The organism is Tardiphaga robiniae (assembly GCF_001618955.1).
GTDB lineage: Bacteria > Pseudomonadota > Alphaproteobacteria > Rhizobiales > Xanthobacteraceae > Tardiphaga > Tardiphaga robiniae_A.
In genome coordinates, this window is record NZ_LVYV01000004.1 from 134699 (window position 1) to 155224 (window position 20526).

Annotated in this window: 19 protein-coding genes; 10 read left to right on the forward strand and 9 right to left on the reverse strand. The window is 60.7% G+C overall.

Going from position 1 to position 20526, the window contains the following annotated elements; genetic code table 11:
• Positions 1–12 precede the first annotated feature (12 nt).
• From A4A58_RS08730 to A4A58_RS08740, 3 genes are all read right to left on the reverse strand, one after another.
• Positions 13–1875, reverse strand: a complete 1863-nt coding sequence (locus tag A4A58_RS08730; RefSeq protein ID WP_068731075.1) for an ABC-F family ATP-binding cassette domain-containing protein — start codon at positions 1873–1875, stop codon at positions 13–15.
• Between the two features lie 78 nt (positions 1876–1953).
• Positions 1954–2136, reverse strand: coding sequence for a hypothetical protein (locus A4A58_RS08735; protein ID WP_068731076.1), 183 nt, complete (start codon positions 2134–2136; stop codon positions 1954–1956).
• A 180-nt stretch (positions 2137–2316) separates the two neighbouring features.
• Positions 2317–2580 (reverse strand): sulfur globule protein precursor, encoded by a 264-nt coding sequence (locus tag A4A58_RS08740; RefSeq protein WP_068731077.1) that lies wholly within the window; start codon positions 2578–2580, stop codon positions 2317–2319.
• 280 nt (positions 2581–2860) lie between these two features.
• Here A4A58_RS08740 and ndk point away from each other — a divergent pair, with 280 nt between their 5' ends.
• Entirely contained in the window at positions 2861–3283 is a 423-nt protein-coding gene (gene ndk / locus A4A58_RS08745; protein ID WP_068731078.1) for a nucleoside-diphosphate kinase, read from the forward strand.
• An 83-nt stretch (positions 3284–3366) separates the two neighbouring features.
• Positions 3367–4200 carry a TerC family protein gene (locus tag A4A58_RS08750; protein WP_068731079.1) on the forward strand — a complete coding sequence of 278 codons (834 nt, stop codon included), beginning with the start codon at positions 3367–3369 and terminating at the stop codon, positions 4198–4200.
• 74 nt (positions 4201–4274) lie between these two features.
• On the opposite strand, the gene A4A58_RS08755 is transcribed toward A4A58_RS08750, so the two are convergent.
• Positions 4275–5444 (reverse strand): autotransporter outer membrane beta-barrel domain-containing protein, encoded by a 1170-nt coding sequence (locus A4A58_RS08755; protein ID WP_068731080.1) that lies wholly within the window; start codon positions 5442–5444, stop codon positions 4275–4277.
• A 475-nt stretch (positions 5445–5919) separates the two neighbouring features.
• Between A4A58_RS08755 and A4A58_RS08760 the strand changes: the two genes are divergently transcribed.
• A complete protein-coding gene (locus A4A58_RS08760) occupies positions 5920–6123 on the forward strand; it encodes a cold-shock protein (RefSeq protein WP_068731081.1) in 204 nt (67 codons plus the stop codon).
• A gap of 119 nt (positions 6124–6242) precedes the next feature.
• On the opposite strand, the gene A4A58_RS08765 is transcribed toward A4A58_RS08760, so the two are convergent.
• Complete coding sequence (locus A4A58_RS08765; protein WP_068731082.1) at positions 6243–6626, reverse strand: hypothetical protein; 384 nt, start codon at positions 6624–6626, stop codon at positions 6243–6245.
• A 285-nt stretch (positions 6627–6911) separates the two neighbouring features.
• Here A4A58_RS08765 and A4A58_RS08770 point away from each other — a divergent pair, with 285 nt between their 5' ends.
• Together A4A58_RS08770 and A4A58_RS08775 are read left to right on the forward strand one after the other, a co-directional pair.
• Entirely contained in the window at positions 6912–8834 is a 1923-nt protein-coding gene (locus A4A58_RS08770) for an adenylate/guanylate cyclase domain-containing protein (protein ID WP_068731133.1), read from the forward strand.
• A gap of 102 nt (positions 8835–8936) precedes the next feature.
• The gene (locus A4A58_RS08775; RefSeq protein WP_068731083.1) at positions 8937–9518 is read left to right on the forward strand and encodes a TetR/AcrR family transcriptional regulator; all 582 of its coding nucleotides are present in this window, start codon (positions 8937–8939) and stop codon (positions 9516–9518) included.
• Here the strand turns inward: A4A58_RS08775 and A4A58_RS08780 are convergent, their stop codons facing one another.
• Both A4A58_RS08780 and A4A58_RS08785 read right to left on the reverse strand, forming a co-directional pair.
• On the reverse strand, positions 9519–10469 hold the full coding sequence (locus tag A4A58_RS08780; RefSeq protein WP_068731084.1) for a fatty acid desaturase: 951 nt from the start codon (positions 10467–10469) through the stop codon (positions 9519–9521).
• Positions 10470–10489: 20 nt separating this feature from the next.
• On the reverse strand, positions 10490–11527 hold the full coding sequence (locus A4A58_RS08785; RefSeq protein ID WP_068731085.1) for an alpha/beta fold hydrolase: 1038 nt from the start codon (positions 11525–11527) through the stop codon (positions 10490–10492).
• A gap of 337 nt (positions 11528–11864) precedes the next feature.
• On the opposite strand from A4A58_RS08785, the gene A4A58_RS08790 reads away from it, so the two are divergent.
• On the forward strand, positions 11865–12689 hold the full coding sequence (locus tag A4A58_RS08790; RefSeq protein WP_068731086.1) for an alpha/beta fold hydrolase: 825 nt from the start codon (positions 11865–11867) through the stop codon (positions 12687–12689).
• 266 nt (positions 12690–12955) lie between these two features.
• Positions 12956–14932, forward strand: coding sequence for a DNA/RNA non-specific endonuclease (locus tag A4A58_RS08795; protein WP_068731087.1), 1977 nt, complete (start codon positions 12956–12958; stop codon positions 14930–14932).
• A 46-nt stretch (positions 14933–14978) separates the two neighbouring features.
• Here A4A58_RS08795 and purN read toward each other — a convergent pair whose 3' ends face one another.
• Entirely contained in the window at positions 14979–15635 is a 657-nt protein-coding gene (purN, locus tag A4A58_RS08800; RefSeq protein WP_068731088.1) for a phosphoribosylglycinamide formyltransferase, read from the reverse strand.
• 7 nt (positions 15636–15642) lie between these two features.
• Positions 15643–16716 (reverse strand): phosphoribosylformylglycinamidine cyclo-ligase, encoded by a 1074-nt coding sequence (purM, locus tag A4A58_RS08805; protein WP_068731089.1) that lies wholly within the window; start codon positions 16714–16716, stop codon positions 15643–15645.
• A gap of 167 nt (positions 16717–16883) precedes the next feature.
• Here purM and A4A58_RS08810 point away from each other — a divergent pair, with 167 nt between their 5' ends.
• The 3 genes from A4A58_RS08810 to A4A58_RS08820 all read left to right on the forward strand — a co-directional run bounded on the left by A4A58_RS08810 (position 16884) and on the right by A4A58_RS08820 (position 20520).
• A complete protein-coding gene (locus A4A58_RS08810; RefSeq protein ID WP_068731090.1) occupies positions 16884–17438 on the forward strand; it encodes a CDP-alcohol phosphatidyltransferase family protein in 555 nt (184 codons plus the stop codon).
• Positions 17439–17484: 46 nt separating this feature from the next.
• Positions 17485–18162 (forward strand): DnaA ATPase domain-containing protein, encoded by a 678-nt coding sequence (locus tag A4A58_RS08815; RefSeq protein ID WP_068731091.1) that lies wholly within the window; start codon positions 17485–17487, stop codon positions 18160–18162.
• 156 nt (positions 18163–18318) lie between these two features.
• Positions 18319–20520, forward strand: a complete 2202-nt coding sequence (locus tag A4A58_RS08820; RefSeq protein ID WP_068731092.1) for an RNA degradosome polyphosphate kinase — start codon at positions 18319–18321, stop codon at positions 20518–20520.
• Positions 20521–20526: the final 6 nt, after the last annotated feature.

Genomic DNA, 20526 nt, shown 5'->3' on the forward strand with positions numbered 1-20526 from the left:
ACGGCTGCGTTTTCAGCCGTTCGCTTCTTCATGCAGAGAACTCGCGCTCAGCCATTGCTCTTCGGCGCGTTGCAATGCGCCCGCCGCAGCCGCGCGCGCTTTGGTGAGTTGTGTGGCCTGCTTCGGATCCTTTTTGAAGAGATCGGGCAATGCCAGCGCGGTATCGATTTTGGCGATAATGCCCGTAATCCGCTCCATCTCGGCTTCCGCTTCGGCGACCTGCTGCTTGAACGGGACCTTCTTCTCTTTGGGCTTCGCGAGTTTTTCGCGGTCTGTGCTGACGCGGTCGCGCGTTGTCGTGCGCATGCCGCGGGCTTGCATGACGACCTTGCGATAGTCGTCGAGATCGCCGTCGAAATTGGTGACCGTACGATCGGCCACGACCCAGAGTTGATCGGCGCAGGCCTCGATCAGGTAGCGATCATGGGAGACCATGATCACCGCGCCGGGGAATTCGTTGATCGCCTCGGCCAGCGCTGCGCGGCTGTCGATATCGAGATGGTTGGTCGGTTCGTCCAGGATGATCATGTTCGGACCGTAGAAAGTCGCGAGCCCCAGCAGTAGCCGCGCCTTTTCGCCGCCGGACAGGCTTTTTACGATCGTATCCGCGGCCTTGCCCGAAAAGCCGATATTGCCGGCGCGCGCGCGAATCTTCGATTCCGGCATGTCCGGCATCAGCTTGCGCACGTGATCATAGACGGAGTTGTCCATCACCAGCTCGTCGAGCTGATGCTGGGCAAAGTAAGCGATCGACAGTTTGTCGGCGCGGGTGATCGATCCCGAAAACGGCTGCAGCTTATTCGCCAGCAGCTTGACCAACGTCGACTTGCCGTTGCCGTTGGAGCCGAGCAGGGCAATACGATCCTCGGTGTCGATACGGAGTGTCACCTGATTGAGTACGGGCTTGCCGGGTTCATAACCGACCGACACATTGTCCACCGCAAGGATAGGCGGCGACAGGATTTTCTCCGGCGCGGGGAAGACGATCTCGCGCACGTCTTGCGTCACCAGCGCTGAAATCGGTTTCATGCGTTCAAGCATCTTCACGCGTGATTGTGCCTGACGTGCCTTGGAGGCCTTGGCCTTGAAGCGATCGACGAAGTCCTGCAGCCGCTTGCGCTCGGCTTCCTGACGCTTGACGTTCTTGGCGTCGAGCGCCTCCTTGTTGGCGCGGAACTCTTCGTAGTTGGAGTAAGTCCCGCGATAATGCACGAGCTTGCCGCGGTCGAGATGCAGGATCTCGTTCACCGACGTATCGAGCAGGTCGCGGTCATGGCTGATGACGATGACCGTGCGTGGATAATTGGCGAGATGATCCTCGAGCCACAGCGTGCCTTCGAGATCGAGATAGTTGGTCGGTTCGTCCAGCAGCAACAGATCCGGCGCCGAGAACAACGTCGCTGCAAGCGCTACGCGCATGCGCCAGCCGCCGGAGAATTCGGAACAGGAGCGCAACTGGGCTTCAGCCGAAAAGCCAAGGCCGCTCAGAATCGCTGCGGCCCGAGCGGGCGCGGAATGCGCATCGATATCGACAAGGCGGGTCTGGATGTCGGAAATGCGCTCCGGATCGGAGGCGGTCTCGGCTTCCTTCAGCAGTGCGTCGCGCTCGAGATCGGCTTTCAAGACGACGGAGATCAGGCTTTCGGGGCCGTCCGGCGCCTCTTGGGCGAGGCTGCCAATACGCCAGCGGGGCGGGATCGATATACTTCCGGTTTCGGTGGCCAGATCGCCGCGAATGGCATGAAAAAGCGTCGATTTGCCAACGCCGTTGCGGCCGACGAAGCCCACGCGGGCGCCCGGTGCAATCTGTACCGTGCTCTCGTCAATGAGCAGGCGTCCGGCAATCCGGATCGAAATGTCTGTGATGGAAAGCATGCGGGGTTGTCACCGCTGCGACGCACAAAGGCAACCCCGATTTGGTCGCCAACGGTGCGTAGAAGATCAATTCTGCCGTTAACGGCTGCCGGTGTTTTCATCCTGCTGCCGCATCTGGTCGATCAGCATCTGCAGATGGGAGGGCAGGGCGTCGTCCGGGCCGACATCCCGGCGGAGCCGTTCGCCGATGGCATTGCAAATCGCCACGCTGGTGGTGCGGTCGATGTGTTCTTCGCCATGATTGATGAACTGGTTCTGCATTGTCTTCCCGGCGCTCGTGGCAGTTGAATGACACTAAGGCAAGTCGTGCGGGCCGAAATTGTTTCAAGATTTATGGATTTGAGGCTGTTTGAGTCAAAATTCGATGAATTGTCGATGGATCTGCCAAGAAAAAGCCCGGCCGAGGGAACGGCCGGGCGGTATTTCTCTGCTCATGGAGCGTCAGTAGCAGCGATTGACCAGTCGCCAACGCGGTCCCCACGGAGTCGGAACGACCCGGCGGACGAGACATCCGCCGCCGCCATAGCCGTAAACCGGCCCGCCGACGAAGCGTGGTCCGCCCCAGCCGCGATGCCAGCCGCCGCCGTGCCAGCCACCGCCGTGCCATCCGCCGTGGCCGCCCCAGGCGGAAGCCGAGGTCGGAGCCAGCGCCGCGGCGCCCAATGAGGCCGCTGCAACCAAAGTCAGTGCGATCTTGCGGAACATTCTCATCTCCTCTGATACGGCGCGTGTTGCGCCTGCCGTGAACATGGCGCCCGGGGGCAAATGCCGTTGGCCGGGGTCATTGCAGGCAGTTTAGAAGGGGAAAGCTGAACCGGATCGCGCCAGTCCTGTCAGGAATGGTTCATGTGGATGACATCTCGGTAATTCCGAGCGCCGGATCTGCCAAAATGGGGCCTGCGACATTTGGACGGATCGCTTGCCGTTCCCGGATAGCGTCGATATAAGCCGCCATCTTCCAGCGACTGTTATTCAAGGATAAATCATGGCTATCGAGCGTACCTTTTCGATTCTGAAGCCCGACGCGACCGAGCGCAATCTGACCGGTGCGATCAACGCGCTGATCGAAAAGGCCGGCCTGCGGATCGTCGCGCAGAAGCGCATCCGTATGACCCGCGAACAGGCCGGCACTTTCTACGCCGTTCATAAGGAACGCCCCTTCTTCGGCGAACTGGTGGACTTCATGACCTCGGGTCCGGTTGTCGTGCAGGTGCTGGAAGGCGAGAACGCCGTCCTCAAGCATCGCGATGTGATGGGCGCAACCGATCCGTCGAAGGCTGCTGATGGCACCATCCGCAAGCTTCATGCCAAGTCGATCGGCGAGAACTCGGTGCACGGTTCGGACGCTCCGGAAACTGCAGCGATCGAGATCGCACAGTTCTTCTCGGGCAACGAGATCGTCGGCTAAACTTCCAGCCGAATTGACGACCGGTCGGCGCGCGGGGGCGCGCCGACCTTTCCAATCAAAACGCACAAATAAAGGGGCGCGCTGTGGACTGGTTGCTGCATATTCTCGATCCGGCGACGATCAAGTCGGTTTTCGTTCAGTTTCAGGTCGAAATGCAGCAGCCCGCATTCTGGGTAGCCGTCGGCAAGATCATCTGGATCAACGTTCTGCTGTCCGGCGACAACGCCCTCGTGATCGCGCTGGCCTGCCGTGGCCTGGAGCCGAAGCAGCGCATGTGGGGCATGATCCTCGGCGCCGCTGCCGCCGTGATCCTGCGTATCATCTTCACCGGCATCGTCGCCACATTGATGGAACTGCCCTACCTCAAGCTGGTGGGCGGCCTCGCACTTATCGTCATCGCAGCCAAACTGCTGGTACCCGAACCGGAAGAAGAGGACGGCGTGAAGGCCGCCTCGCATCTGTGGGCCGCTGTGCAGATCGTGGTCGTCGCCGATATCGTGATGAGCCTCGACAACGTCATTGCAGTTGCTGCCGCTGCCAATGGCAGCGTGCCGCTGCTGATCCTCGGCCTGGCCATCAGCGTCCCGCTGATCGTCGCCGGCGCGGCGCTGATCATGGCGCTGCTTACCCGTCTGCCTGTGTTGGTCTGGCTTGGTGCCGCACTGCTTGGTTGGGTCGCGGGCGAAGTCATCGCCACCGATCCGGCGATCATGCCGCTGCTGCACAGCGCTTTTGGCGGTGCGTTTGGCGCCAACCTCGACAGCGTGATGGCTTCGCTCGGCAGCGGCATCCGCTTCACCAATAATGGTCCGGGTGGCGAGATACTTTGCGGCCTGCTCGGCATCTTCGTAGTCTTGGGGATCGGCGCTCTGTGGCGCCGCCGCAGCCAGGCTGCACACGCCGAGCAGGTAGCCTAACTCAATAAAAACGCAAAGCGGGCGAGGGGCATTTGCCTTTCGCCCGCTTTTTTGTTTCTGGAATCTGATGGTTTCTAGAACTTGAATTCGACGCCCAGCGTTCCTTGGTGGGACTGCGAATAGGCGCGGAACTTGCCGTCATAATTGAGATAGAGACGCGCGGTGTTGCTGAGGCTCAGCGACGCCGATGCGCCCGCATCCGCCCCGTACTGGCTCTCGCCGATTCCTTGGACGGTGATGCTTTCGGCGCCGAGGCTGATCGTGACGTTGCTAAAGCGCTGATGCACGTTGTCGACGAATTTCGCATAGCCCGACAGATCCAGAATCTTCTGATCGAAGATCCAGTAACGTCCAACTTCGACACCCATCAGGATGCGCGCGCGCTCGGCTGATGCGCCGCTTGCGTTGACAGGATTGAGGCCGCCAAGCTCCTGCATCGCGCCGGTTGTCGCGCGGGTGTATTCGAAGGCAGCCTTGGGCACGATCCGTGCCTGTTCGTAACTCCAGTAATAGCTCAGCTCGGTGAGCGCGCCATCGATCCGCGCATTGTAGCCGGCGCTTGCGAGCCCCAGACCCGTGTCGCGGCGCGAGTTGATGTCGCCGAAGCCGTGCACCAATGCGATTGCCCAGGTCCATGCACCTTGGTCAACCGACGCATTGACGCCGATCTGTGTGAGGTCGAGCGTCGCTGATTGCAGCGCCAGCGGAACGTCGATCGTGGTGTGGCTCTGGTCCACCGACAGCCCGACATTGACACCCGGCATCAGCCGCGCGCCGATCCCGGCGACGCCGCCGATGGTCCGGCGCTTGTCGCCGACGAAATCCCCGATCGTGCTGGTACGCGCGCCAACGCCATAGAATTCGGCCCAGCTTCGGAAGCGGGGCGTCTCGGTGGTCTCCGACGCACCGCCGCCGCCGGGATTGGCGCGCGACGCGCGGTTGAAGCCGTAGCTCGCCTGATCGCCGAGGCGGCGCAGGAACTGGCTACCGAGATCGCCAATGGCGATGCCGGCGGATTGCCCGGCATTGAAGTCGGTCGATGAGGGCACCGGTGCGGCTGCTGGCGGTGGTGTCGTCGGTGGCGGTGTGGTTGGGGGCGGCGTGGTCGGCGGTGGTGCGACTTGGGCAGATGCGAGCGAAGGCACAATGACAAGCGCGACGGCAAGGCCGAGTACAATGGTCCGACGTTGCCGGCTGGTAGCCGGGCTCCTGTCCGTTCGGGCGTATCGCGATGGATCGCGCATTGTCACTCGTTTCGAAATTGTCGCTGCAGTGCCGTTCGACTGCGGCAGAGCATACGCGATCCAATTAGCATTGCCGCTGCGCATTGAGCGCCTCCGGTGGCGATTGACGCGTATTGTTGTGCGATTGCCACAGCGGATTCGTGTCGCTTTTCATCACGTTATGACCATTCACGCAGGGCGGGCCGACGATGTTTCAATCCGGCACGTTTGCTCACGGATCCGGCCAGCGGCTTTCGATAGGTACGCTTGAACGCGGTCGGTGTTGCGGCCGATGGTATCAAAACCTCGGCCGCAAAAAGCCAAAGACTTGCGTAGCCAAAATTTTCATGTTGGAATTCTTGCGCAATCGGATTGAGGCCGTTCGACTGTGCGTTTTGTGAGCAGGACATTCAGCAGACACCGGGAAGCCCGCTTGTGGCGTGGTACGTATGATGCGTGGCCGCGTCTTTTTTGTATCTAGATTGGGAGACAGACGATGCAGAAGGGCACCGTCAAATGGTTCAACCCCACCAAGGGGTATGGCTTCATCAAGCCGACTGTCGGCGACAAGGATGTCTTCGTGCACATCTCCGCCGTCGAGCGCGCGGGCCTCAGCACCCTCAACGAAAATCAGACCATCGAATACGACTTGGTGGAAAATCGCGGCAAGGCGTCTGCCGAGAATCTCAAGATCTCATAACTGAGTCTTGCTGTGCCGGCCCTGACATATGGGCCGGCCGACTGATGTAACTCCGGCGCAAGCCGGGCCTTTTGTAGCTCCGGTGCGGATCGCGCCGAGCGGGCGAGGTCATGCCCGCATTATCGCTTCTTTGGCTTCTTCGCCTTTTTGGCCGTTTTCTTGGCGGGGACAGCCTTCTTGGGGGCCTTGTCCTTCTCGGCGTTCTGAGCCTTCATCGCTTGCGCTGCTTCTGCGATCTGAAGTGCTTCAACGGCCTTACGCATTGATCGCGCATAGCTATCGGCGGCATTATCGGCGGACATCTGAAGGCGCTTGGCGGCGGCCATGCCTTGCTCCGTCGCGTCCTTCGCCAGTTGCTTGAAACGGTCCTTGGCGGTCTTGTCCTTGGCCTTGGCGGCCAGGCCCGCATAGCGATCGCGTTGTGCCTTGACGGCTGCCATCAGTGTCTTGTTTTGCTGCTTAGCAGTCTGCCGGATGATCACATCCAGATCGGCGCCCGTCATTCTTCATTTCCTTAAGTGACAGCCAGAATAGTCAATTGTTTCAATTATGCAGTTGCCATTGAGGCATTGCAATCGTCGCAGCTCGTGGCGCTTGCCGGCGTACTGGACGAGGTGAGCTCATTGTCCGATGTCGTAAGCACGGATCGGGTTTCTTTACCGTAAAGATACTCGGCAATTGCGCTTGCGTGGCGGAATCATGATACCGCGAGACTTCCCGTCCGGCGCAGCTAGGTCTGGCCTGTCGATATGCGGTGCCAGATTGGCTGGCGTGTGGAGCATCCTGCGATGACGGTGCCGGCGAGATCGCGTTTTCGGATTGGCTTCAGGACGTCGATCATTGCGCTGTTCGTCGGCGTCGTCCTTACGGTCGGCCTGGCGCTGGTTTATCTCAGCTTCAGCAGGGTCAACACGATCATCCGGACGGCGGCTTCGTCGTATCTCAGCGTGGTCGCGCAGGCTGCGACCGATCGCATCGATGCGCAGCTCAAGAGCGTCCATGACAATCTGGATATCCTGCGCGGCATCACATCGGTCCAGTCGGCCGAGATCAAGAATAATCCGCGGCTGAATATCCTGCTGGCGTCGATGCTCCGCAACAACAAGCAGCTCTTCAGCCTGTATATGGGGTATGAGGACGGCTCGTTCCTGGAGATGGACCTGATCGACCGAACCGGAGCCGAGGTGAAGGCCCGCTTCGGGGCGCCGAACGGAGCCAGGTTTCGCCTGTTCATGATCGTGAAAGCAGGCGAGTTTGGACCGCTCCAGACCACGACAGCGTTTCTCGATGACGCGCTGCAGCCCCTGGCAAGTCTGTCCGGGCCTGTCGATTTCGATCCGCGTGTTCGGCCGTGGTATCGCGGCGCCTTCGAGGCCAATGCCAGTCTGCTGACTGAGCCCTATATTTTCTATGAGACCGGCGACATCGGCTATACGCTGCGGATGCCCATCGTGGAGGGGCAGCAGGGTGTTGTGGCCGGCGATATTCTGCTGAGTGAAGCAGAGGCCATGCTGCGCAAGCAGCAGCTCGGGCATTCCGGCCTTGCGTTTCTGTTCGACGATGCCGACCGGGTGCTGGCGCATCCCGAAATGTCCCGGTGGCTTGAAGCCACGAGCGTGCCGAACAAACTGTCGGAGCTGCCACGACTGAGCGACGTCGATACGATCGGCGCAACCGCGGCCATCAAGGCCTGGCGCCAGACCGGCGTTGAGCAACAGTTCTTCGATGACGGCACCGGGCGTGCCTATGCGGCCGCATTCAGGCCCGTAGAGATGGCTGGATCCGCCAATCTTCGCGTTGGTTTCTTCGCTCCGCTCGATGAATTCTATGCCGAGATAGAGCAGGAGAAACGCACGCTTTTCATTCTCGCATTTTGCTTCGTCATCGCCGCCGTACCGATTGCGTTCTGGATCGGCAACAAGCTGTCGCTCTCCCTGCGAATTCTGGCGCGTGAGGTGGACCGGATCCAGAACTTCCGGTTCTCGTCTATGCCACAGCTGCATTCTCCGATCCGCGAAATCGACGATCTCGGGCGATCGGTTTTCACCATGCGCACGCTGGTGCAGACATTCTCGAATTTCGTCCCCAAGCGCCTGGTTCAGCAACTGGTCGAAACCGGCACGGCCATGCAATTGGGGGGCGAGCGCCGCGAGGCGACCATCCTGTTTACGGATGTCGAGAATTTTACGGGGATGACCGAGAACGAGGATCCGACACGGGTGATGCTTTACACGTCGCGCTACTTCGCTGCGATCTCGGACGTCATCGCTACCCATCAGGGCACGGTCGATAAATATATTGGCGATGCTGTGATGGGACTTTGGAATGCGCCGATCGAACATTCGAACCATGTGGCACAGGCTTGTGCCGCCGTGCTCGATTGCGTCGAAGCCAATCGCAAGCTCAACGAGGAATTCGAGCGCGAGGGCTGGCCGGTCTATAAGACCCGGTTTGGCCTGCATGTCGGTGATGTCATGATCGGCAATATCGGGTCGCCCGACCGCATGAATTACACGGCGCTCGGCGCTACCGTAAATCTCGCGTCGCGGCTCGAGACGCTCAACAAGGACTACGGAACCAGCGTCCTGGTCAGCGAAGCCGTCAAGGAGCGGGTGAACTCATTGTTTCTTTTCCGCAGTGTCGCCCGGATCAAGCCGAAAGGCTTTGCCGCCGAAGTGCAGATCTATGAGTTGCTCGGCGCGCGAGACTAACATTCCGTCGCCGCGTCTGATCGCCACGCCAATTTCTCTGTTTGATCGATGGGTGCCGCGCTATAGTAGGCGTATGGCAGCCGACAGAGAAATATTGCGACGATGACCGACGTGAGCCCGGTGCGGCGAGGTCGTCCTCGATCGGTCGAGACCGAGGATGCGATCCTGGAAAGTGCCTATCGCATGATGGCAGCCCAGGGGCTCGCTGCGACGACCATCGATGCGATTGCGCGGGATTCTGGCGTCTCCAAGATGACGATCTATAAATGGTGGCCGTCGCGCGAAGCGGTACTGATCGACGCATTTCTGCGGCAGGCGTCCACTATGCTGCCGCTTTCCGAGAGCGGCGATCCGTTCATGCGCATCACGAAACATGCCGCCGCCTATGCCGTGGCGCTGAACAGCGATTTCGGCAAGGTGCAGCTCGCTGTCATTGCCGAATGCATCTCGCGGACCGGTTCAGCGAAAATCTTCTCCGAACGCTACCTCGGTATCCGCCGGGACATATCGCTGGCGATTATCAAGGACGGCCAGAAGGACGGCAGCATCGTTGCTTCGGAGCCGGCCGGCGATCTCTATGACCGGATCTATGGCACGCTATTTTATGAGTATGTCTTTGGATTTCGACCGCTGACGGCCGACTATGCGCGCAAGCTCGTCAAATCCGTGTTGTCGGCGCGATAGTCAGATGCCGTCTTGCCGCGCGCGGCGAAACCAGCGCCAGGTTTCGCGCGTGACGGCCCGGTAGCCCTGACCGCGATGCGCGATGCGCTCGTCGATGATCGTATTGAGCTTCGGCAATGCGTGGAAGGGGACGGACGGATAGGCGTGATGTTCGACATGGAATGGCATGTTCCATGTGAACCATTTCGTCAGCCTGTCGGTGTAGGTCGTGCGGGTGTTCTCATAGGCGCTGCGGGTACGCTCGCAGCCGGTGTGTTCGGCATAAAGATAGGGCCGCAGGAATAGCTGGCCGACATAGAGTGGGATGAGCCAGCACCACAGCAGCATCGTGCTGGAGAACGCGATGGAAGCGATCAGCAGCGCGAGATAGACGAGGGCATAGATGCGGGCTTCGCGCACCACCATGCCCTGCCTGGATTCCGGGATCCACGGCGCTACGGCTTGTCCGGTCAGAGCACGGCGGACCAGCAGACGGATCCGATTGGTCAGTTGCACGATGCCGGTATAGGCGATGGCGAGTCTGGTGTCGGACGAGGGGATCGTCGCGGTGACGAGCTCCGGGTCGCGGTCGGGATCTTGCGTGAAGCGGTGATGATCCCAGTGAAACAGCGCATAGTGCTCATAGGGCAGCACGATCATCAGCGATGAGACATGGCCGAGGATCTCGTTGAGCCGCCGGCTCGTGAACACGGTCTTGTGTGCGGCCTCGTGCACCGCCATGAACAGGAAGGCGATGAGATAGCCCTGGATGATGACCAGCGGGGTCGTCCACACCACGCCGTAGCGGGTAGCGACCTGCCAGATCAGCGTTCCAACCAAAGTGATCAAGGCATAATGGCTGATCGAGCGGATCAGCCCCGGAAGATTGGCGCGAACCGACAGGTCCTTCAGCTGTGCAGGCGTCAGGGCGCGGGTTTCGATCTTGCCATGGCCAACTGCATCCATCGTCATCGGTTCGTTCCGTTCTCGGTTCAGGCGTCGGCAGCGAGCAGCGTGGAGACCTTCGTGTTGATGAAGGCCGTGTCGGCGGGAATTTTGACGGGATTGCCGGCGCGGTGTCCGTGCAACGAGGGGATCGGACACAGTTCGGCGGCGCGTGCGCTGGTCAGAAGAGGGAGTTCGTCTTCGTTGTCGCCGACCTGAAAATAATTGTCGGTCTGCCCAGGCATCAGCAGAACGCGTGCCTTGATAGCAGCCATGGCTTTCCGGAAGTCGCCACGGAATGCATCGCAGCGGCTGATATCGCCATTTTGCCAGGTCCAGAGTTGAGCGAGCAGATTGTTGGCATCACGATGCGCAAAGGCGACATCCCATGATCGTGTCAGATAGTCTTCCAGTGAGGTGAAACCGGCCTCGCGCCAGAGCTCATCGCGGTAGAAGCCGTGCGACATTGCCCAGCCGGCATAAACCCGCCCCATGGCGCGGAGGCCCGCGGATGGCTTGGACACGAAACGGCCATCGACAAAGGCGGGGTCGGTCGTCAGAGCCGCTCGCACGCTTTCGAGGAATACGGCGTTGAACGGCGAACAACGGGCGCTGCCGCAGACCACTGCCGCGCGTGCCACCATGTCCGGATAGCGGGCGGCCCAGTGATAGGCCTGCATGCCACCCATCGACCAGCCATAGACCAGTGCCAGACGGGTGATGCCGAATTGCTCGGTCAGCAGGCGATGCTGGATCGGGATAGCGTCGTGATAGCTGATGTTCGGGTAGGGGGCGTCAGCAAGGGTCTCCATTGAATTCGATGGTGACGACGACAGCCCGTTGCCGAACAGATTGGGGATGACGATAAAGTAGCGCTCGGGATCGAGGGCCGCTCCGGGCGCAATCAGCCACTCTGTGTCGTAATGCTGCGCGGCGAACGACGTTGGATAGAGGATGACATTGTCCTTGGCAGCATTGAGTGTGCCGTAGGTCTTGTAGGCAAGCTGCAGGCGTGGGTGACGCTGGCCGGATTGCAGCAGCACGTCACCCGCCTCGAAGATCTGGTAGTCGCTCGGCGTATTCATGCTGCAGCTCCGGAAGGTCCGTTGACGCTTGCCGAGGGTGCGACAAGCGATCCGCTCGACAAAATTTAATAACTGTACTATTGGTATATTAATTGGCGAAGAGCGCAATGCCGAAACTTCGGCAATGCCGCCTGAATAGCGTGCAGTTGGTCGCCACCCGTTGGCGGCTCGGCGACATCTTGGTTTTGTATTCGAAACGTACAAGAGACTTGCGGCCCGTTAGTCTATTCACTGGCCTGTCATCGGCGCAGAGGCGAAAAGCGGCCAGGTTGTCCGCATAAGCCGCTGCGAATTCGAAGTCGCGCTTGCCCGCAACCCACTCAAAGGAGTCTGGATCATGGGAACCATCACCACCAAAGACGGCACCGAAATTTTCTACAAGGATTGGGGCACCGGACAACCGATCGTGTTTCATCACGGCTGGCCGCTGAGCGCAGACGACTGGGATAACCAGATGATGTTCTTCCTCAATCAGGGCTATCGCGTCATTGCGCACGACCGGCGTGGCCATGGCCGCTCCAGCCAGACCGCGACCGGCAATGAGATGGACACCTATGCGGCCGACGTCGCCGAACTCACTGACAAACTGGATCTTAAGGATGCCGTCCATATCGGCCATTCCACCGGTGGCGGTGAAGTCGCGCGTTACGTCGCGCGGGCCAGGAAGGGGCGCGTCGCCAAGGCAGTGCTGGTCAGTGCCGTGCCGCCGATCATGCTCAAGACCGAGAAAAATCCCGGCGGCCTGCCGCTCGAAGTGTTCGACGGCTTCCGTGCTGCGCTTGTTGCCAACCGCGCGCAGTTCTATGTCGATGTCCCAGCCGGGCCATTCTACGGCTTCAACCGCCCGGGTGTGAAAGTCTATCAGGGCGTGATCGACAACTGGTGGCGGCAGGGCATGATCGGCGGCGCCAAGGCGCACTATGATTGCATCAAGGCGTTCTCGGAAACCGACTTCACCGAAGACCTGAAGGCGATCGACGTGCCGGTGCTCGTTTTGCACGGCGATGATGACCAGATCGTGCCTTATGCCGACTCTGCACCACTGACGGTGAAGCTACTCAAGAACGGCACGCTGAAGACCTATCCGGGCTTCCCGCACGGGATGTTGACCACCCATGCCGACGTGATCAATCCGGATATTCTGGCATTTGTTCGCAGCTAAACGACGCAGTACGGACGACGCAGGACGTGTTGCGTCGTTCGCATTGTCTTTGATGGTTCTGCGACCGGTGCTAGCGAACTGAGCAATCCCCATTGATGACGGACACACGACAGTCCGGGGCGCCTGCCGAACAATAAAATGCGTTGTCCTCGTTGCGAAAAAGTTACGATCGCGCCAATATGCAACCTTTGATAGCGCGTGCCGTGCCGACTTGGTACGGGCGTTTTGTGGACGATGCATTTTTTGGCGGTTTGTGGGGACGCGCAATGGATTCCGATCGCGAAGCGAGTGAGTCTCAGAAAGACGTTGTTGCAACGACATCGACGGCACTGTCCGCACAGCTGGAGAAGATCATATCCAGAGCGGATTCGAGTTATGTGCCGCCTTCCGCGCGCGCCAAACGACGCAGCCGAGCCAAGGCAGATGATCGTTTTGCTGCCCGCAAGAATTTCCTCGAGGCGCCGCGCAGCGACCCCAATGCGTTCGAGCGTATCATTGGCGAAAGCGATCTGCTGTCGATCAATTTTCTGGATCGGGGCAAGCGTGCAGCTGCGGCCGTGTGCCGGATCAGAGTGCCGAGTGATGGCGGGGCGTGGTACGGCACCGGTTTTTTGGTCGGGCCACGACTGTTGCTCACCAATCATCACGTGCTTGGCGACGAAGACGAGGCGAGCCAGTGTGAGGCCGAGTTCGGCTACGAGCACGACATCGATGGCGTGTTGCGCGATCCGGTCTGCTTCAACCTGCGTCCGCATGAAATATTCTATACCAACGCCGAACTCGATATTACCTTTGTGGCGATTACGCCGTTGTCGGATGACGGCGTACCGCTCGACCGCTACGGCCGGCTTCCACTGATCCCGCTGTCGGGCAAAGCAGTCGATGGCGAATGGGTCACGATCATTCAGCATCCGGGCAGCGAGCCGAAGCAGATCGCGATCCGCGCCAGCCAGATCGTCACGCTTGACCCAACCTCGGCTGTCGGGATCGACCTTAGTCAGTTCATCCATTATTCGACCGATACGCAACCGGGGTCTTCGGGCGCGCCCGTGCTCAATGACCAGTGGCAGGTGCTGGCGTTGCATCACAAGGCGGTTCCTGCGCCGAGCAAGCCCGGCGCAGTCGTCAAGGATCCGGTATGGATCGCCAATGAAGGCATTCGGATCAGTGCCATCTTTTCACTCCTCGAAAAGGAACGATTTGCAAAACGGCAGGCGGGGCTCGTTCTCGACAGGCTCGACAAGTCGCTCGGCCTCAGTCCGATGTCCCAGGGCATATCGGTTGGCGAGACGCTTCTGGAGGCTGACCGCAAGCCGCTTCAAGTGTCACGCTGGGCTGGTGTCCGTGGCTATGATGCGGGGTTCTTCAAGAGCAATCCCATCGATCTTGCGACGATCTATGCACCGCTGCTTGCCGCCGGCAAGGTTGCGCCATTACTGGATGGCTCGGGATATGAACTGGCCTATCATCATTTTACGTCGGTGATCCATGAAGAGCGCAAGTTTCCATTGATCACGGCGGTCAATATTGCCGGGGGGAAACTCATCCATCCCGGCAAGCGAAAGGATACGTGGCGGCGCGACGCGCGGATCGCGGACGAGTATCAGCCGGACGGTGCCTTCTACGAAAAGGCCAAGGGTAACGATCCAGTTCAATTCAGCCGGGGGCATCAGGTCCGTCTGCTCGATCCGTGCTGGAGCGCACTGTCCGACGATGTGGAACGTCTCGAGGAAGCCCAAGCGGGTTCCGAGGACACGTTCCACTACACCAATGCAGCGCCGCAGGTGCAAAGCTACAACGATATCGACTGGGGCAATCTCGAGGACTATCTGCTGGATAAGGCGCAGACCTCCGAGAAGCGGTTGACGGTTTTTACCGGACCGATCTATCGCGATGACGATCCCTATTATGGCAAGGGTCGCAAGGGCGGACCGTGGAAGGTGCCGCTCTCGTTTTGGAAAGTGGCGGTGCTGCAAAAGACGACGACCAAGATCGCCGCGGCGGCGTTCATCGTCGGGCAGACCCAGTATGTCCAGGCGCTGTATGAGGCCAAGGTGTTCTCCGGATTGAAGCCGTACACCGTCGATGAAATGCGCAAGCGCAGGATTCAAACCACGATCGCGGCGATCGAGGAGGCGACCGGTCTGGATTTCTCGGCGGTGAAGCCGTTCGATGCACACGGGACGTTGGAAACGACGCGAAGAACCCGGTGGATCAACGATATGGACGACGTCGTAATCTGACCTGCCGGGCTGCAGTGCGGGGCGATGCGACCTCGGGCGCCTCGCCCTAGATCACTGTCGGCGAGATCAGCGTGTCGTCGAGGCTGGCGCTGGCGCCGGTACTGGTGGTGCAGGTGTCGCCGGTGATGCCGACGCTGTTGGTGGCCAACAGCCGTAACGCCTGCGGATAGATCTTGTGCTCGATGTCGAGCACGCGCGCGGCGAGGGTGTCGGGGGTGTCGTCATCGACCACGGCCACGGCTCCCTGCATCACGATCGGACCGGCATCGGTCTCTGGAATGACGAAATGCACCGTGGCGCCGGAAATCTTGACGCCGGCGCGCAATGCCTGACCGTGCGGATCGAGGCCGGGGAAGGACGGCAGCAGCGACGGGTGGATGTTCAGCATCCGGCCGTACCAGTGTCGCACGAATTCCGCCGTGAACAGGCGCATGAAGCCGCCGAGGCAGATCAACTCGATCTTGTGCTCGTCGAGGGTCGCCTGCAGCAGCTTCTCGAAGCCGGCGCGATCCTTGCCAAACGGCTTGCTCTCGATCACCAGCGTCTTGACGCCATTGGCCTGCGCAGTGGCGATGCCGGGAGCATCAACCCTGTTGGAAATCACCAGCGCAATCTCGGCCGGGAAGCCATCTGCAGCAGCGGCCTCGATCAGCGCCGTCATGTTCGACCCACGGCCGGAAATCAGGATGGCGACGCGACGCATCACGGCCTCACAGGTTGAGTTCGAGATGCCCGTGATAGACGACGCGTTCGTCGCCCTCAGCTTCGATGACGTCGCCGAGCAGCGACACGGTCTCGCCGCCCTCACGCAGGATGTCCATCACCTGCTGCACGGCTTCGCGCTTGACGATGGCGATCATGCCGACGCCGCAGTTGAAGGTGCGCAACAGCTCAAGTTCGGCGATATCACCTTCCTTTGCCAGCCACTTGAACACCGGAAGGACGGTGAGGGCGGGCAGGTCGATACGTACGCCGAGGTTCTTCGGCAGCACGCGCGGGATGTTGTCGGTGAAGCCGCCGCCAGTGATATGGGCGAGGCCCTTCACAGCGCCGGTTTCGCGGATCGCGCGCAAGCAGGATTTCACATAGAGCCGGGTCGGGGTCAGCAGTGCACCGCCAAGCGTCATCACCGGCGAGAACGGCGCCTTGTCGGCGTAAGTGAGGCCCGTGCGCTCGACAATCTTGCGGACCAGCGAGAAGCCGTTGGAGTGGACGCCAGACGAGGCCATGCCGATTACGGCGTCGCCCACGCTGATGTCCTTGGTCGGCAGCAGCGTGCCGCGCTCGGCAGCGCCGACCGAGAAACCTGCGAGGTCGTAGTCGCCGTCTTTGTACAGGCCGGGCATCTCGGCGATCTCGCCGCCGATCAGCGCGCAGCCGGATTCACGGCAGCCCTCTGCGATGCCAGCGACGATTGAGGCGGTGGCTTCTGGGTCGAGCTTGCCGCAGGCGAAGTAGTCGAGAAAGAACAGCGGCTCGGCGCCCTGGACCACGAGGTCGTTGACCGACATGGCGACGAGATCGATGCCGATGCCGTTATGAATGCCGGCTTCGATAGCGATCTTGACCTTGGTGCCAACGCCGTCGGTGGCGGCGACGAGAACCGGATCCTTGAAGCCGGCGGCCTTGAGGTCGAACAGTCCGCCGAAGCCGCCGATCTCGGCGTCAGCGCCGGCACGGGCGGTTGCGCGAACCATCGGCTTGATGAGGTCCACCAGACGGTTGCCGGCATCGATATCGACGCCGGCGTCCGCGTAAGTGAGGCCTTTTTTCTGATCGGTCATGCCGGGTATCCTGCCGGAGCTGCGAAACTGTGTATTTTCGGCTGGTTACGTCGGAATCCCCGCCTGCGCAATGGCTCGTAAACGCTATCCCGATTACTATGTAGGCGGTAAGCCGGTCGGAGCCCCAAGCTCGGATTGCGAAACAGGCCGGAGCCGGGAAGCGCCGCGTGAGTATCCCCAATTTAATCACCCTCGGGCGCATCCTGCTGGTGCCCGTGATCGTCTGGGCGATTGCCTCGAACCAGATGGAAATCGCCTTTGCAATCTTCGTGATTGCGGGGGTCAGCGATGCCGTGGACGGCTTTCTCGCCAAGCGTTTCAACATGGCCAGCGAACTCGGCGCGCTGCTCGACCCCTTGGCCGATAAGGCGCTGCTGGTCTCGATCTATGTCTCCCTGGGGATATGGGGGGCCGTTCCGCGCTGGATCGTGATTCTCGTGGTGTCGCGGGATATCATGATTGTGGGCGCCGTGATTGTGTCATGGTTGTTCGGCAAGCCGATCCCGATGAAGCCGCTGATGGTGTCGAAGCTCAATACGGTGGCGCAGGTGGCGTTCGCAGCCTTGGTCCTTGCTGCTCTCGGATTTGGTTTCAAATCCTCGCCTTACGATTTGATTTTAATGGGCTTTGTGACCGTCTTGACGCTGCTCTCTGTGTCCTTCTATCTCGTCGAGTGGATGCGACACATGAGCACCATCGAACCCGGTCAAGAGCCCCGGTAAACCGGTATTCGTGACGTTCGCCGGCGGAGCCGGCAGGAGTATTTGCGTGGTCGCCCGCGTCCAACCCCGTCAATTGGCGTTCGCGCTGCCCCATGCGGAGAGTCTGTCCCGCGACAACTTCCTTGAGGGCCCGGCCAATGCCGAGGCGCTGGGACTGATCGACTGCTGGCCGGACTGGCCGAACCGGGTCATGCTGCTTGTCGGCCCGGAGGGGGCCGGCAAGAGCCATCTGGCGGCGATCTGGGCCGAGGAGGCCGGCGCGCGCTCCACCATGGCGCGCAGCCTGACAGCCGCAACGGTTCCGGCCGAGCTGGTAACCAACGCACTGGTTGTGGAGGATCTCAATGCCGGGGCCTTCGACGAGCGGGCGCTGTTCCACCTTCTGAATCTGGCGCGTCAGGATAACGCCTATGTGCTGATCACGGCACGGGTCGCCCCCGCCGCGATGGAGGTCGAGTTGCGCGATCTGCGGTCGCGACTCCGTGCGATTCCGGTGGTCAATCTGCTGCCCCCGGATGACGGGTTGTTTCGGGCGCTGATCGTGAAGTTTTGCGCCGATCGCCAGCTCAGCATCGACGAGAGCGTGGTCAGCTATGTGGCCAGCCGCATCGAGCGGTCATTCGCCGCCGCCCGCCATACGGTGGAATTGCTGGATAGCGAGGCGCTCCGGCTTGGACGCCCGGTGACCCGTGCATTGGCCGCGGAACTGCTGCGCGACGCCTGACTTAGCCTTGGACGTCACACGCGGCGCGTCAAACCGTGCCTTGACGGCGCAGCAGGCAGGTTCCTCAATGTCATCGAAGCGTCACGCAACTGACGCAATGTCCGCTGTGATTTGCCGGCACTATAGCGCTGCTTGAACTGGATGGATTGCTGCCTCATGGACTCCGCAGAAGAGATTGTTATTGAAGAGAAAAAGGGCGAAGCGAAGCCGGCAGAGGTGGTCGCGTCGGGTCCCGAGCGCTTCATCAATCGGGAGCTGTCCTGGCTGCATTTCAATCGCCGCGTCCTTGAGGAGTCCGTTAATCCGGGCCATCCGGCGCTGGAGCGCGTCCGCTTCCTGTCGATTTCCGCGAACAACCTTGATGAATTCTTCATGGTCCGCGTCGCCGGTATCAAGGCGCAGGTCCGTGAGGGAATCACCGAGCGCAGCCCGGACGGCCTGACCCCCGCCGAGCAACTGGTGCTGATCAACAGCGCGGTCTCCAAGCTCGGCAGCGACCAGCAGGCGATCTGGCGCGACCAGCGCGGCATGCTGGCCGATGTCGGCATCGCGCTGCTCGACGGCAAGGAGGTCAGCAAGGCAGATCGGACCTGGATCGAGGATCATTTCCTCCACAACATTTTCCCGCTGCTGACGCCGCTGGCGATCGATCCGGCACACCCGTTCCCGTTCATTCCGAGCCTCGGCTTCACCATCGCGCTGCACTTGTCGCGGGTGTCCGATGGCAAGACGATGAACGCACTCATCCGTATGCCCGGCAAGATCGATCGCTTCATCCGCCTGCCGACCCTCGGTAAGGACGGCGCGGTCCGTCTGATCACGCTGGAACAGGCCACCGGCCTGTTCATCGCACGTCTATTCCCGGGCTACACCGTTCAGGGGCAGGGTGCCTTCCGCATCATCCGCGACAGTGAACTCGAAGTCGAAGAAGAGGCCGAGGATCTGGTCCGGCTGTTCGAGACTGCGCTGAAGCGTCGCCGCAGAGGGTCGGTGATCCGCCTCGAAATCGAAGCCAGCATGCCGGCAGAACTCCGTGCCTTCGTGCAACGCGCGCTGGCGACCTCGGATGACGAAATTCTGCTTGTCGACGGCATCCTCGCCATGAACGAGGTCTCGCAGCTCACGCGACTCGATCGGCCCGATCTCGAATTCGTGCCTTATGTGCCGCGTCATCCGGAACGTGTCCGCGATCATGGCGGCGACATCTTTGCCGCGATCCGTCAGAAGGACCTGATTGTCCATCATCCCTATGAATCCTTCGACGTCGTCGTGCAGTTCCTGCAGCAGGCCGCGCGCGATCCGGATGTGGTGGCGATCAAGCAGACTCTGTATCGCACCTCCAACAACTCGCCGATCGTTCGCACGTTGGTCGAGGCTGCCGAAGCTGGTAAGTCGGTGACGGCGCTCGTCGAGCTGCGTGCGCGGTTCGACGAAGAGGCCAATATCCGCTGGGCGCGCGATCTCGAACGCGCTGGCGTCCAGGTGGTCTATGGCTTCCTGGAATTGAAGACCCACGCCAAGCTGTCGCTGGTGGTGCGCCGCGAGGGCGGCTCGCTCACGACCTATGTGCACACCGGCACCGGCAACTATCATCCGGTCACCGCGCGCATTTACACTGATCTGTCATATTTCACATCCGACCCGATCATCGGCCGCGATGCCGCACGCGTCTTCAACTATATCACCGGCTATGCCGAGCCGAGCGACATCGAGAAGATGGCCGTGTCCCCGCTGACCTTGCGCGGACGCATGCTCGAACACATCCGCGGTGAAGCGGCGTTCGCCCGCAGCGGCAAGCCGGGTGCGATCTGGCTCAAGATGAATTCGCTGGTCGATCCGGAAATCATCGATGCGCTCTATGAGGCGTCGAATGCCGGTGTATCCGTTGAACTGATCGTGCGGGGCATCTGCTGCCTGCGGCCGGGCGTGCCCGGCCTGTCCGAGAACATTCGCGTCAAGTCGATCATCGGCCGCTTCCTCGAACATGGTCGAATCTACTGCTTCGGTATGGGCAATGGTCTGCCGAGCCCGAAGGCGGCTATATATATTTCGTCGGCCGATATGATGCCGCGCAATCTGGATCGCCGCGTCGAGGTTCTGTGTCCGCTGCAGAACCCCACGGTGCATACCCAGGTGCTTGAGCAGATCATGGTGGCCAATCTCAAGGATACGGAACAGAGCTGGCAATTGTTGCCGGATGGATCGTCAACGCGTATGAAGGCAGCGAAGGGCGAGGAACCCTTCAATGTGCACAATTACTTCATGACGAATCCGAGTCTGTCTGGCCGTGGAAAGTCGCTTGAGAAATCATCCCCGCGCCGGCTCACCCGCCGTTCGGAGCGTCACCAATCCTCGTAAGGAACC

What these genes read in the sequence shown, in the direction of transcription:
- A4A58_RS08730 (WP_068731075.1), bottom strand. Translation starts at nt 1,875, where the DNA reads ATGCTTTCCATCACAGACATTTCGATCCGGATTGCCGGACGCCTGCTC.
- A4A58_RS08770 (WP_068731133.1), top strand. Translation starts at nt 6,912, where the DNA reads ATGACGGTGCCGGCGAGATCGCGTTTTCGGATTGGCTTCAGGACGTCG.
- A4A58_RS08785 (WP_068731085.1), bottom strand. Translation starts at nt 11,527, where the DNA reads ATGAATACGCCGAGCGACTACCAGATCTTCGAGGCGGGTGACGTGCTG.
- A4A58_RS08755 (WP_068731080.1), bottom strand. Translation starts at nt 5,444, where the DNA reads ATGCGCGATCCATCGCGATACGCCCGAACGGACAGGAGCCCGGCTACC.
- purM (WP_068731089.1), bottom strand. Translation starts at nt 16,716, where the DNA reads ATGACCGATCAGAAAAAAGGCCTCACTTACGCGGACGCCGGCGTCGAT.
- A4A58_RS08775 (WP_068731083.1), top strand. Translation starts at nt 8,937, where the DNA reads ATGACCGACGTGAGCCCGGTGCGGCGAGGTCGTCCTCGATCGGTCGAG.
- A4A58_RS08820 (WP_068731092.1), top strand. Translation starts at nt 18,319, where the DNA reads ATGGACTCCGCAGAAGAGATTGTTATTGAAGAGAAAAAGGGCGAAGCG.
- A4A58_RS08790 (WP_068731086.1), top strand. Translation starts at nt 11,865, where the DNA reads ATGGGAACCATCACCACCAAAGACGGCACCGAAATTTTCTACAAGGAT.
- ndk (WP_068731078.1), top strand. Translation starts at nt 2,861, where the DNA reads ATGGCTATCGAGCGTACCTTTTCGATTCTGAAGCCCGACGCGACCGAG.
- A4A58_RS08740 (WP_068731077.1), bottom strand. Translation starts at nt 2,580, where the DNA reads ATGTTCCGCAAGATCGCACTGACTTTGGTTGCAGCGGCCTCATTGGGC.
- A4A58_RS08735 (WP_068731076.1), bottom strand. Translation starts at nt 2,136, where the DNA reads ATGCAGAACCAGTTCATCAATCATGGCGAAGAACACATCGACCGCACC.
- A4A58_RS08795 (WP_068731087.1), top strand. Translation starts at nt 12,956, where the DNA reads ATGGATTCCGATCGCGAAGCGAGTGAGTCTCAGAAAGACGTTGTTGCA.
- purN (WP_068731088.1), bottom strand. Translation starts at nt 15,635, where the DNA reads ATGCGTCGCGTCGCCATCCTGATTTCCGGCCGTGGGTCGAACATGACG.
- A4A58_RS08760 (WP_068731081.1), top strand. Translation starts at nt 5,920, where the DNA reads ATGCAGAAGGGCACCGTCAAATGGTTCAACCCCACCAAGGGGTATGGC.
- A4A58_RS08765 (WP_068731082.1), bottom strand. Translation starts at nt 6,626, where the DNA reads ATGACGGGCGCCGATCTGGATGTGATCATCCGGCAGACTGCTAAGCAG.
- A4A58_RS08780 (WP_068731084.1), bottom strand. Translation starts at nt 10,469, where the DNA reads ATGACGATGGATGCAGTTGGCCATGGCAAGATCGAAACCCGCGCCCTG.